Genomic DNA, 13,513 nt, shown 5'->3' with positions numbered 1-13,513 from the left:
AAAAAAAACAGTTAACTTATAATTAACGTTAAGGTAAAGCAATGTTAATTAACACCTAACTTGCAGTTAACACTGTGGTAATACTTTTGCCCTTATCAAATAAAGGCAAATTGGAATTACGAAACTCTTTTAAAAGAGTGGCACTTACTGTGCTCTCTTTAACAATCAGCATACTGTCGTATGCGCAAACAGGAAAAATTTCTGGTAAAATAACCGATAAAACTACAGGTCAGACTTTAGTTGGTTTATCTGTATTAATAGAGGGAACATCGATCGGTACAACGAGTGATGCCGAAGGAAATTATATTTTAAATACTGTTAAACCGGGTACTTATAGAATCAGTTTTTCATTTATTTCCTTTAAAAAGCAAATCATTCCTAATGTAAAAGTTACACCTGGAAAAACAACGACAATCGACGTTGTAATGGAAGATGATCAATCAACACTTAATGATGTTGTCATCACGGGTGCCAGAAAATCCGGAACTGAGACATCTTTGCTTGCTGAATTAAAAAAATCACAGTCTATTGCAAACGGTGTTTCATCGCAAACCATTCAGCGATCCGGAGATACTGATGCAGCGCAAGTTGTAAAACGTGTTCCGGGTATTACCATCGTTGATAATCGTTTTATAAACATCCGGGGTTTAGCTGAACGGTATAATAATGTTCAACTGAATAATGTAACGGCACCGAGCTTGGAAACTGATGTAAGGTCTTTCTCTTTTGATTTAATTCCCAGTAATCAAATAGATCGCATTTTGGTGTTTAAGAGCCCATCTGCAGATATTCCTGCTGATTTTGCTGGTGGTGTTGTAAAGGTTTTTCTTAAAAGTATTCCGGATGATGACCGGTTAACTATTGACTATGGTACAAGTTACCGTCAGAATGCCACTTTCAAAGATTTCAAAAGAACAAATACCGGAAGTTTATATTTTACTGGTTTTAATACAGGTGATAACGATTTACCTGTAAACTTTCCTTCAAATTTGAATAGTGTTAATGCGAGCAAGTTAAATGCAGCAGGCCACGCACTTAGAAATAACTGGGTGCCAGAAGTGAATACAGCAAATTTAGATCAAAAACTAAATATTTATGGCAGTAAGCGTTTCAATATCAATAATAAATTATTAGGAAACATTACCGCCATTACTTATAGCAACAGTAAAACCAATAATGCTGTTTTTAGAGGGAATTATGAGGTTTATGATCCCGTTTCAAAAATTGCTGAAGAAAACTACAGATATAATGATGATCAGTATACTTATAATGTACGTTTAGGTATTGTACATAACTGGGCATTTAAACTAGATAATAATAACACGTTCGAATTTAAAAATCTATACAATCAGTTGGGTACTTCTCAATACGTGAGTCGCTTAGGTTCAGAAAAGCAGCAGGAATATGCCAATTTCGCATCGAACGTTTTATATCGCGGTATTTATTCAGGTCAGTTATCTGGTACGCATAAGTTCAACAATGAAACCACAAAGTTTGATTGGGTTGCCGGATATAGTAAATCTTTCAGAGATCAGCCAGATTATTCTCGTTACAGAACACTTGCAAATGGAGACGGAACTTATAACATTTTTGTTCCAACGGGAGGTGCTCAGCCAGAATTCCTTGGAAGATTTTATTCTAAAATGAATGAGGATATCAAAACGGGTGCATTTAATATTGAGCAGGCTTTGGCTCCAAAATCTGAAGGATTTAAGCCTTCGGTTAAAGTAGGAGGTTATTATGAAGATAAACAAAGAACATTTTCTTCCAGAAATATAGGATATGTTAGGGCTAACTCTTTAAACTTTGATCAATCCTTATTAAAAGGAACCATCGAAGAACTTTTCGACTGGAAAAATATCAATACAACTACAGGGATCAGATTGGATGAAAAATCAAATCCATACGATAACTATGATGCCTCGAACAAACTTTTAGCAGGATATGCCAATTTTGTTCTTCCTTATAAAGATAAACTAACCATTGTAGCAGGTGCAAGGGTAGAAAATAATGTTCAGAAGCTAAATAGTTTTGATGCAGGAGGACCTGTAAACGTGAATAATGATATTACGAGGGTACTTCCTTCAGCCAATGCTCAATTTAACATCAATGAAAAATCTCTTTTCCGTTTGGCTTATGGTAAAACCCTCAACAGACCTGAGTTTAGAGAAATTGCTCCATTCTCGTTTTATGATTTTGATCAAAACTTTAACGTAGCTGGTAATCCTAATTTAAAAACTGCAAAGATTGATAATTACGACGTAAAATATGAATTCTATCCATCAACAGGGGAGTTGATTAGTATTTCGGGATTTTACAAAAAGTTTAAAGATGCAATAGAAATGACCGCTATCCCTGGTTCTAATGCACAATCTTTCAATTTCAATAATGCGCAGAATGTACGCAATGTTGGGGCAGAATTAGAGATGCGTAAATCTTTATCGGGCTTAACCTCCTCTAAATTTTTAAATGATATAACGTTATTGATAAACGCATCATATATTAATAGTAAGGTGATGTTTGATGGCAACAGTGCAATTGGTCAATCTAATAATCGCCCAATGCAAGGTCAATCGCCATATATCATCAATACAGCTATATTTTATAATAACATCAAATCTAAATTCCAGGTTAATCTGCTTTACAATGTGGCAGGTAAGCGTATAGCCTTTGTTGGTACAGACTTGATCAGAGATATTTATGAGATGCCAAGGAATGTAATTGATTTAGTTGTTACTAAAAATTTCACCAACAAACTTTCATTAAAAGCCAACTTTAACGACTTGCTGAATCAAAACTTCACACTGATGCAGGATGGAAATCAGGATGGAAAATTCGATCAATCGGTAGATCAGGTTACGGCACAATTTAAAAGTGGTCGCCAGTTCGGTCTGACACTTTCTTACAGAGTATTTTAACACAATCAAAAGATATAAAAAAACAAAAAAATGAATATGAAAAAGCTTTACAAACCAAAATTTGGTACTAACGGCCTTAAAACAATGGTGTTTGTTTTGGCAGGAACGTTAATTTTTAGTTCATGTAAAAAAACGACCATCATAGAATATAATGAGGCCGAATTTGGATCAGGAGGAGGAGGTACAACGGTTCCTAATCCGGCTACCGGATTTACCAAGCCTGTTGTAGAAGTAGAAAATGGCAGCATCACGACCAATACAAAATGGACAAAAGATAAGATTTACAGACTGAATGGTTTTGTAAGGGTAGGTAGAGATCCAAAAAACAAAGCTGGGTTAGCTGCTGTTGAGGGTGTAACCTTAGAAATTGAAGCAGGTACAGTGATCATTGGCGATAGAGAATCAAAAGGTACTTTAGTGGTACAAAGAGGAAATAAGCTTATTGCAGAAGGTACGGCATCTCAGCCAATTATTTTTACCTCAGAACGTGCTGCAGGTTTACGTGAACCAGGAGATTGGGGCGGTGTTGTTTTATGTGGAAAAGCAACCAACAACCAGGCTGGTGGCGAAGCAGAATTAGAAGGCGCTTATGAAGGCTGGCATGGTGGTACCAGTGATGCAGATAATTCTGGTATTTTAAAATATGTAAGAATTGACTATGCAGGTACGCCAATTAACCCTAACCAGGAGGTTAACTCCTTAACAATGGGTTCAGTAGGTTCGGGAACTGTTATTGATTATGTACAATGTTCGTACGGATTAGATGATGCTTTTGAGTGGTTTGGCGGAACAGTGAATGCAAAACATTTAATTGCATACCGTGGTCTTGATGATGATTTTGACGTTGATTTTGGATTCCGTGGTACGGTTCAGTTTGCAGTTGGTATCCGCGACGCAAATTCTGCCGATCAGTCTGGTTCAAATGGTTTTGAAGTTGATAATGATGGAACAGGTTCAAGTGTTTCGCCTTATACTTCTCCACAGTTTTCTAATGTAACGCTTATTGGCCCGAAAAAGGATAGAAATAAAACGATTTCTACTCAGTTTCAAAATGCAATGCATTTAAGAAGAAATAATAAAATCAAAATTTATAACTCTGTATTTACAGCATATCCAAATGGATTGTTTATAGATGGTTCTACTACTTTAGCCAATGCTGCAAATGGAGAACTGGTATTAAAAAACAACGTTCTTGCAGGTGTTGATGGCTGGGGAGCTAATGGTTATGGCACTGGAGGAACGACAACATTTCCAAATCCAATAGGGGTTGAAACTAAATCAACAGGTAACGTTGGTGCTCAGGCAATTGAAGTTTGGTTTAAAACAGCTTCTTTTGCAAACGAAACTTATGCAAAATGGCAAGATTTAGGTATTGACGGTAGTATTTTTGATTTAGGTTCAACACCGAAATTCACATTAAATACGGGGTCTATCTTATTAGCTGGTGCAAGTTTTACAGGTTTAACCGGCTTTGATGTAGTGAGTCACCGTGGTGCATTCGGAACTACCGATTGGACAGCAGGCTGGGCTAACTTTACGCCTCAAACTAATGCTTACTAATAGCAGATAAAATAATTAAAATGGAGGCCAGATCTTAAGATCTGGCCTTTTTTATAGATTCATAATTTTGTTTTCATTTTGAATGGAAAACTAGCAAGGCTAACCCCATCTTAGTAAAGATTTTATACAAAGTGAAAGCCGGAGCGATAAGCTCCGGCTTTTTTGTGTGGTACATTTAGGTAAAATCAATAAAATATGGGCCTCGGTTGACGCATTTTTTTTACAAATAAAATCTTCACCAAAACTTCATCTTTCAAAAGTAGCTTTAACACATCATTAAGCCAGTATCAGTCCGCCCATTTCTGGTGTTAACATTCTATTGCCTAAACATTTCTAATTTATTTACTTCATGTTAAGTGATGGATTATATTTAATTATTAGTTAACATTAAATTAACGTGGTCTTTGTTGTTTTGTACCAAACAAAAACAACAGAAAATGAAATCACGTTTACTATTCTTATGGAGTATGGTATTGTTGTTCGTTACCGCTGCTCAGGCTCAGGTTACAACAGCCAGTATAAATGGAAAAATTAAAGATGAAAAGGGGATCATTCCAGGTGCCACAATTGTTGTGGTGCATGTGCCAACCGGAACCATCTCTAAATCTTCATCAAATGAAACCGGCCTTTACCGTATTGGAAATTTAAATCCGGGTGGTCCTTACAAAATTACGGTAACCTATATCGGCTATAGCCCGGTAGTTAAAGAGAATATATATTTAACACTGGGCGCTGATCAAAAGTTGGATATTAACATTCAGGAACAAGGCAATCAACTTGCTGAGGTGAGTGTGAAAGGGCAAAAAGGGTCTGCAAAATCTGGCGCTGGTACCAGTATTGGCGAAGGGCAGATTAAAACCCTGCCAACCATGAACAGAAGTTTACAAGATGTTACGCGTGTTACCCCTCAGGGCAGTAAAGACAATACTTTTGGCGGAACCAACTTCAGGTACAACAACGTTACCATTGATGGTGCAATTAATAACGATGCCATTGGTTTTAGTCCGTCTTTAGGTGGCCAAAGTGGTAGTTCAGGCATGCCAGGAAGCAGTACCCGTACCAATCCTGTATCTTTAGATGCCATCCAGGATGTAACGGTATTGCTTGCACCCTATGATGTTAAAGTAGGTAACTTTTTAGGTGGCAGTATCAATGCCGTAACCCGTAGTGGTACCAATGATGTTACCGGATCTGTTTATGGCTATGGCCGCAATGCCTCATTAATCGGTAAAAATAAAATTGGCGATAATGCCAAAGAACCTTCTGCATTTCACGATTACCAAACCGGTTTCCGTGTAGGTTTCCCTATTATAAAAGATAAATTATTTTTCTTTACCAATGAAGAAATTACCCGTCGCCAGGATCCGGTTATTTTAGGTGCCGGTTCTCCGGATGGTATTATCACACTTTCTCAGGCGCAACAGATCTCAGATCGTATGAAAAATGCTTATGGTTTAGATGCGGGTGCTTATGGTGATTATAATATCTATTCTTAATCTAATAAGTTCTTTAACCGTTTAGATTGGAACATCAGTGAAAGTACACAGTTAACCATCAGAAACAATACCATCGTTTCAAAGGCTACCAACTTAGAAAGAGACCAGTCTAACTTCAGGTTTGGGGGGATAGATTTTAAACAGAATAATAATCAAAGTTCAACCGTTGCTGATTTAAAAACAAGGTTTAACAATTCAGCCACCAATAATTTAATTTTAGGTTATTCTACTGTGCATGATTTCCGTACGCCTCTTTCAGATCCTGCTATTCCACAAATTGAAATTGGCTCGAATGGTGGTACTATTTTCCTGGGCACCGATAGAGAAGCAAGTATTTTTAATATGAAACAAAATACTTTTGAGTTAACGGATAACTATTCATTCAGCAAAGGCATTCATAGTTTCACTGTTGGTACGCACAACGAATTTTATAAAATTAATTACGGTTTTATGAATGCCTGGAACGGGAGGGTAGCTTATGATACTGTTGATGACTTTTTAAATAACAGGCCAAAAAGGGTTCGTACCAGTTTCGATTATGCTGATAACTCCCGCGATAACATTTTGGCCAATCCAACTGCTAAATTCAATGTTAATCTTTACAGCGCTTATGGTCAGGATGAAATGCGTTTGAGTGATAAATTTAAGCTTACATTAGGTTTGCGTTTCGATATGGCTGATTTACCAACCATGCCAACTTTGAGTAGTAAAACAACTAACTCACCAGTTGATCCTAACTATGGTACAACTTATACCTATACCCAACCTTCAGCCATTACTAATAAGTTTTTAAACAAAGTTCAGATTTCACCGAGATTAGGTTTTAATTTCGATGCATTGGGTGATCAAAGTTTAATTGTACGCGGTGGTAGTGGTTTATTTACCAGTCGTGTACCTTTTGCCTGGTTAGGTTACGCTTATTATAATAATGGTGTAAACTATGGTGCTTATGATCTTAAACCTGCAACAGGAAACAAGGTGGTGACGCAAGTACCAGGTAGCGATCCAATTAAAGATGCTTTAGGTGGAAATGGCGAAGCTGGATATGCCGCTAAACAAGGTGTAAACATTAACGATGCAAATGGCGCAACACAAGTAGATTTAGTGGATAATAATTTCAAAATGCCAAAAGCATGGAGAAGTAACTTAGCCTTTGATTTCAAAACGCAAGACAACTGGAAATTTACTGTAGAGGGTATTTACAGCAAAGTTATTAAGGATGTTGCTTTCCAGCAAATTAACTACGTAGATAATCCAACTTACATGGCTTATGATACACAGCATCAGCAGCCAATTTATTCAGGCGCAAAAATTAATTCAAAATATACAAATGCTTATTTATTGTCAAATACTGATCAGGGTTATAAATACTCCTTAACTGGTCAGGTAAGTAAATCTTTACCTTTTGGTTTAGATGTAATGGTTGCCTACACTTATGGTCAGTCAAAAGATATTGCGAACGGTATCCGTAACTCCATGGAATCTAACTGGCAGTTAAATCAGGCTTTAAGTCCTAATAATCCAGGTCTGGCATATTCTAACTTCGATGTTCGTAACCGGATTATTTCAACCTTGAATTACAGGTTAGACTGGGCTAAAAACAGCAAATATGTAAGTAACTTCTCTATTTTCTTTAGTGCACAGTCTGGTGCTCCTTACTCTTTAGGGTTTGTAAATTCTACGGTTAATAATACCGGACAAACAGTTAGTTTAGCTTATATTCCTACTGTTGGTGAAACATCGAAATTCTTTTCTTCAGCCAATCAAGCGCAAGCTGCAGCATTTGATGCTTATATAGATGCAGATAAATATTTAAGTACACGCAGAGGACAATTTACGGAACGTAATGCTGCACGTACACCTTGGAATGTTCAGGCTGATTTCCGTTTTGCACAGGATATTCAGGTAGCAAAGGGAAAACATCCACATGTGTTAACCTTAACTTACGATATCGTAAACCTGACTAATTTGGTTAATAAGGATTGGGGAATTCAATACTTCTCTCCAAACACATTCAATTCAATGGCGAATGTTGGTTTATCTCTTGAAAAAGATGCAACTGGAAAAGTGATTTCTGCAGGTAGTGCAACTACTTATCCTAATTATACATTTAGTAAGGGTAATGTCACTTCTTATTCAAAAGACTTTTTTGCATCCCGATACCAGATGCAATTGGGCTTAAGATATAGCTTTTAGCTTTTTTTATAAATACGAAATGCCCTGTTAGTTTAACTAGCAGGGCATTTTTTTCTATTTCGATTCTGGTGTTTCCACTACCGGAGCCTTTACTTTTTTAGTAGCAATTGGTTTAGTTACCTTTTCTTTAGAAGCGATAACCAAGGTTTCTTCTTGTTTTATAAAAGGTTCAATCGAATCATTTAAAGGCTTCAAAGAGATTTTTTTCAAAAGTTGCTTGGTGAACTTCTCTACTACCTTTTCAGTTTTTTTTGCTTTACCAAATTGAGCGATAACCTCGTTAAATGCAGTTGTTAATTTGGTTTCTAATTCTTTACGTGTTTTTTTACTCGCCGAACTATTCTTCGACTTAGATTTATGCTTCTTCATTTAACTTATTTTGGATTTTCCCAAAGATAAAAGATCGGGAAGTTAAATTAATATTATGATTATGTTAACTCTGTGTATGGGAGTTAACATATAAAATATTTACTGTAAATTGGTTGCTAAAACTAGAGGTTAACCATTAAATCTAGCTGATATGAATTACCCTATAATCCTCACAGTATCCGTTTTAATGATTATCCTTATTGCTTTTTTAATCAAAAGAAATTTAAAGGATAAAAAGAAGTTCGAACAGGAAGTGATTGATACGGAACTTCCACCAGAAAAGGATGATAAAGAAAATATTTAAAATTTTGCTCCTTCTGCAATAACGCCACCTAAATCTAAGGTGTTTTGAAAAGCTTCCAGGTAACCTAATAAATGTCTTTCGGTATTGGCATAAGAGGTAAATGTAGAAGCTGGTTCGTTCGGATCTGAGTCACTTTTGCTTTTAAAATGAAGACTTACCTGAAAGGTGAAAGATTGTTGATCATTTATCGGAGACATAATTCTTGCCTTTACCGGATGGCCATGAATATTGACAAAAAACTCTTTAACAATAGTATATATGATAGCCGCCATGATGATTTATAATGTAATAACAACGTTTGATTTAATCGTTAAAAGTAGTTTAAATGCATAACAGTTTGACTGCTTATTGATAAGATAACATTTTGTTAACATTAAGTTAATCTATTTCGTAGCGAAAGTATGGAAGCGTAATCACTTTTTTATTGGTTCGTAGGCATATACGATTTCGTATTTCAGGTGTTTAAGTTTTGAAGCAACCTGCCCGATTTTTAGATCCTGAGCCTGAGGTGTTGGTTCACAAAATGAATATTGTTTACCATTATAATTTACGGTGTTGCCAACTGGCTTAGCTAGATTTACAGCTATAGTTAGGTGTTCCGGGTAAAGCACGGCAACCATTGGCAGGTTATAAATCTCTTTAACCAGATAGAAGAAAAGCGCAGCCCGGTCATCACAATCGCTGTATTTGCTTATTAAAGTTTGCTCTGGTGCATTGCGTTTTTCCTTTCCAAAATTTTCACTATCATCTTCATACAAAAATGCATAGCGGGTAAACCGCATTAAATAATCAATTCCTTTTTGTTGATCCATTTTCTTCAAATTCTCGTTTAAAGTAGGGATGAGAGAGCTGTAAGTTTCCCTGCTTAATGGGATGTTAAAGTAGCTTTCAAAGTCTACCACAGGGTAATTTTTGAAAATGCTTTGTACCTCTTCATTAACCTTTAATTTAAAGTGATAGCTTTTTTGCTGATAGCTGAACTCAATCTTTTTCTCTTCATAATGTTCCGGTTTGAAATCCGGCATCCGGGTTACTTTGTAAGAAAATTGATTTTTAGCTTCTGGAATAGGAATGTTTACAGGCTTATAAGCATCAGCCTCTTTAAACAATTTTCCGTAATCATGATAATTCAGGCACATGTACTTTTTGCCGTCGATCATAAAAAAAGGGATGTCGCTAATGTCTTCATCGTTCTTAACATAAAAGATCACCTGGTTATTGCCCACAGCAAGCCTTGCGTCATAACCACATTTGTTTAAAAGGAACCATTTGTATAACGTGTATCGAAAATAGTTTTCAGATTTTGGGCTGATCTGCTCCGCTACTTTTCGGATTAACTGGTAATAAATCCAATCGTTCAGGTGGTATTTGTCCTGATAAGTTTTAAGATTAGAAATGAGTTGATCATAATCACCTGCAGATATTTTTGCGTAAAAACTGTTCACTGCTGCTGCTGAAGCATCTTTTGAAACCGGAACAAATAAAGAAGAATCAGCATTGAAATTGAAAGTGCCATCATAAAAATCAAAAGCATAATTTTGTCCTTTTGCCATAATGAAATTCATCATTAGGCAGGTGAACAAAAAAGTCTTTAAAAAATATGTTGATATCCCTCTTTTCAAATCGCTCCATATTTGGTTACATTAAATTTACCTTTTTTTAACATAAAAGCAATAATTTCTTTATGTTAAGGCGAACGCTATCTTTAATAAGAAATTAACATGAAGGTTGTTCAGGAAGTAGGGATAATCTTAGTTTTTTCTTAAAGAATAAAGCCTGTCTCGGAGTTCTTTTAGTAATGAATTGTTACAGTTTTTATCATTAATATCAATCAGGTTGATGGGTTTTCCGATGCTGATTTTTAATTGATGCCCGTTTTTATTAAATAGTTCAGAGATCAGCTTTGCCGTTTGTAACGATGGATGGATCAGTTTTAACAGGCTAAAGAAAATTCCGTTATTGCCATGAAAATAAATCGGTAAGATAGGAACATTGGCTTTTGAAATAATTTTACCCACTACCGGATGCCATTCTTTGTCGGTAATCTGGTTTTTTCTAAATTTATAGGAGGATACTTCACCAGCAGGAAAAATGGCTACCGGGCTTCCGTCTTTCAACACTTTCAACGTTGTTTTTAATCCGCTGATGCTTGATGAATCCTGCACTTTTTCAAATGGATTAACCGCAATGATGCATTTTTCGAGATTTGGAATCTTTTTTAACAAAAAGTTCCCCATAAACATAGTGTCAGGACGTTGATTGGCAAGGGTACTTAATAGGGCCAAGGATTCTATTGCACCATATGGATGGTTTGCAATGGCAATAAAAGCACCTTCTTTTGGGATATGGGCTAAATCTTCATTACTAATTTGAATGCTTACTCCCAAAACATTTAAAATATGTTTTGCAAATTTTTCTCCTTCTAAAGAATTTGCATCCTTAATCATTCCATTGAAATCATTAATTTTCAAAAACTTCATTAAAAAAGAAGCAAGACCAGGAATAGGAACATTACAAATGCCGGTTGCTTTTGAAAAATTTTCTTTTGAAATTACATTCATAAATTATAGTTCATAGTTTATTCAATTTGAAAACCAGATCTACAAAATGATTTTTAATTTGAGCTAAATACAAGAGAAGGAAACATGCTATTGATGCATAACCATGTTTAATATAGCCCATACAGCGTGATTAAAGATAGTCGATTAAGTGGAGTAATGAGGTTATTTTTACGTTAATAAATTAACACAGGAAATATTTGATAAATAACATATCATTAATATGAATTTAACAAGCTAACTATACTTTTGTGACATAAATATTTGGTTAGTATTTATAAAGTTTAGGTTAGTTGATAACAAAAAACCCAGATGGATGTCTGGGTTTTTTGCTTTTTTATAAATTCTTACCAAGTTTTTCAATCATCTCCGGTGGAATATTATGGGTGTCAACTACCAGGAAACCATCCAGACAATCAGAAAACTTAGGATCGATATTAAACGAGATAATTTTCGCGTTTAAATTCATGTATTGCCTCAACAAAACCGGGATCTTAATGTGTGAATTTTCAATGTCGCCGATAATGCTATCCAAATCCTTAAATGATTCACTGCTGTCTACCAAAGTATCTGTAGAAATCGGGAGTAAATCGGCTTTAAATTTATTTCTTGGTCTTACATACTTAGCCATTTCATAATCGAAATGGTTTTTGGTAATGTAATCTACAATAAGTGCTTTGCTAAACTTGGAGAAATTATTGCTGATACTCACGGGACCAAACATGTAACGGTATTGAGGGTTATCCAGCAGGTATTTTAAAATGCCTTTCCAAAGCAAAAATAATGGCAGAGGTTTTCCCTGGTACTCTTTTCTAATCCAGGATCTCCCAAGTTCAATACCTTGTTTTAGCATCGGGTAAAACTGATCTTTTATTTTAAACAATTCAGAAAGGTAAAAACCACGGCGACCCATACTTTCTAAAATTTCATCACCCTTACCAATCCGGTAAGCACCCACTATATTTTCTAAATCCCTATCCCAGATAAACAGGTGGTTATAATAAATGTCATAGTTATCAAGATCGATCTTTTTGTTGGTTCCTTCTCCAACTTCGCGGAAAGTAATTTCCCTTAAACGGCCAATTTCTCTCAGAATATTTGGTATTTTCAGCGTTGGTACAATATAAACTTCGTAATTTTTCTCTGTCCACACTTTAAAATCTTCAAGTGTTTCTATTTCAGTTTTAATTAATACCCGTGATGTTTCTTCAATCACTTCAGCTGGTTTCTTTTTTATTTTAAAGAGTTTTAACGGATTGAAAAGTTTCTTTTCCTTATCCAAACCAATACCTAAAGCGTAAGTACGTGCCCTTAAAAAGTCCATCAGCTTATTGCTGCTATTCATGTGCGAAACTTCAGCAGGTGCAATGGCTTTTCCAATTCTAACCTGAATAGTTAAACCTTGTTTATTTAAAAATTCGGAAGGTAGTTTTGCTGTCCTTAAAGTAGGATGAATAAAACTTAGAATGTTAAACAACACGCCATTATTACCGTGGAAGTAAATAGGAACAACCGGAACTTTCGCTTTTGCGATTAATTTTCCAACTACCGGGTGCCATAAGCGATCAGTAACCTGTTGCGCATCTAATTTAAAGGTAGAAACCTCGCCTGCAGGGAAAATGCCAATCGGGGTTCCGCTTCTTAACAAATCGAAGGTAGTTTTCAATCCGCTTATGCTGGAGGAGTGCTGTACATTTTCGAATGGATTAACAGCAACAAAAAATTCATCAAGATTGGGTATTTTCTTTAAAATGAAATTTACCATTACTTTCGCATCAGGACGAACGGTACATAAAAGTTTAACCAGGGCTAATCCTTCCACACCGCCATAAGGATGATTGGCGATCGCGATGAACGGGCCTGTTTTTGGAATACATTTTAAATCGTCTTCATCAAATTCGATAGAAACGCCAATAGTTTCGAGTATTTTATCTACAAATTCTAAGCCTTTAAAGTGTTGGTTTTGCGCAAAAACATCATTAATGTCGTTTAGCTTCATGATTTCCATCATCAAACCTGCTAAACCTGGCACACCTAGTTTATCTATCTTAGTTGCTTTGGCAAACTCAGATGTAGTAATGATCTTCATATAAAATTCTTAGGTTGTTGATA

At 35.7% G+C, this 13,513-nt stretch carries 9 protein-coding genes and 1 pseudogene; 5 read left to right on the top strand and 5 right to left on the bottom strand.

Annotation, left to right across the window (positions count from 1 at the left end; genetic code table 11):
• Positions 1–110 precede the first annotated feature (110 nt).
• The 4 genes and pseudogenes from GJU39_RS11280 to GJU39_RS23875 form a co-directional block, all read left to right on the top strand.
• On the top strand, positions 111–2,918 hold the full coding sequence (locus GJU39_RS11280; RefSeq protein ID WP_167515677.1) for a TonB-dependent receptor: 2,808 nt from the start codon (positions 111–113) through the stop codon (positions 2,916–2,918).
• A 36-nt stretch (positions 2,919–2,954) separates the two neighbouring features.
• A complete protein-coding gene (locus GJU39_RS11275; RefSeq protein WP_245227812.1) occupies positions 2,955–4,478 on the top strand; it encodes a hypothetical protein in 1,524 nt (507 codons plus the stop codon).
• A gap of 437 nt (positions 4,479–4,915) precedes the next feature.
• Positions 4,916–5,974, top strand: coding sequence for a TonB-dependent receptor (locus GJU39_RS23880; protein WP_245227810.1), 1,059 nt, complete (start codon positions 4,916–4,918; stop codon positions 5,972–5,974).
• 15 nt (positions 5,975–5,989) lie between these two features.
• Positions 5,990–8,170: pseudogene (locus GJU39_RS23875) on the top strand (TonB-dependent receptor domain-containing protein); the annotation flags it as partial.
• A gap of 54 nt (positions 8,171–8,224) precedes the next feature.
• Here the strand turns inward: GJU39_RS23875 and GJU39_RS11265 are convergent.
• On the bottom strand, positions 8,225–8,539 hold the full coding sequence (locus tag GJU39_RS11265) for a hypothetical protein (RefSeq protein WP_154280898.1): 315 nt from the start codon (positions 8,537–8,539) through the stop codon (positions 8,225–8,227).
• 151 nt (positions 8,540–8,690) lie between these two features.
• Here GJU39_RS11265 and GJU39_RS11260 point away from each other — a divergent pair, with 151 nt between their 5' ends.
• Complete coding sequence (locus tag GJU39_RS11260; protein ID WP_154280897.1) at positions 8,691–8,843, top strand: hypothetical protein; 153 nt, start codon at positions 8,691–8,693, stop codon at positions 8,841–8,843.
• Here the strand turns inward: GJU39_RS11260 and GJU39_RS11255 are convergent.
• From GJU39_RS11255 to GJU39_RS11240, 4 genes are all read right to left on the bottom strand, one after another.
• Positions 8,840–9,115, bottom strand: coding sequence for a hypothetical protein (locus GJU39_RS11255; protein ID WP_154280896.1), 276 nt, complete (start codon positions 9,113–9,115; stop codon positions 8,840–8,842). The genes GJU39_RS11260 and GJU39_RS11255 overlap by 4 nt on opposite strands.
• A 141-nt stretch (positions 9,116–9,256) precedes the next feature.
• Positions 9,257–10,411, bottom strand: a complete 1,155-nt coding sequence (locus tag GJU39_RS11250; RefSeq protein ID WP_245227806.1) for a hypothetical protein — start codon at positions 10,409–10,411, stop codon at positions 9,257–9,259.
• A gap of 183 nt (positions 10,412–10,594) precedes the next feature.
• Positions 10,595–11,404 (bottom strand): 1-acyl-sn-glycerol-3-phosphate acyltransferase, encoded by an 810-nt coding sequence (locus GJU39_RS11245; RefSeq protein ID WP_154280895.1) that lies wholly within the window; start codon positions 11,402–11,404, stop codon positions 10,595–10,597.
• A 334-nt stretch (positions 11,405–11,738) separates the two neighbouring features.
• On the bottom strand, positions 11,739–13,490 hold the full coding sequence (locus tag GJU39_RS11240) for a lysophospholipid acyltransferase family protein (protein WP_154280894.1): 1,752 nt from the start codon (positions 13,488–13,490) through the stop codon (positions 11,739–11,741).
• Positions 13,491–13,513: the final 23 nt, after the last annotated feature.

The sequence above is a fragment of the Pedobacter petrophilus genome (assembly GCF_009674725.1).
GTDB classification, from domain to species: Bacteria; Bacteroidota; Bacteroidia; order Sphingobacteriales; family Sphingobacteriaceae; genus Pedobacter; species Pedobacter petrophilus.
The sequence above is the reverse complement of the archived record's forward strand: the minus strand, read 5'-3'. Positions and strand labels throughout refer to the sequence as shown.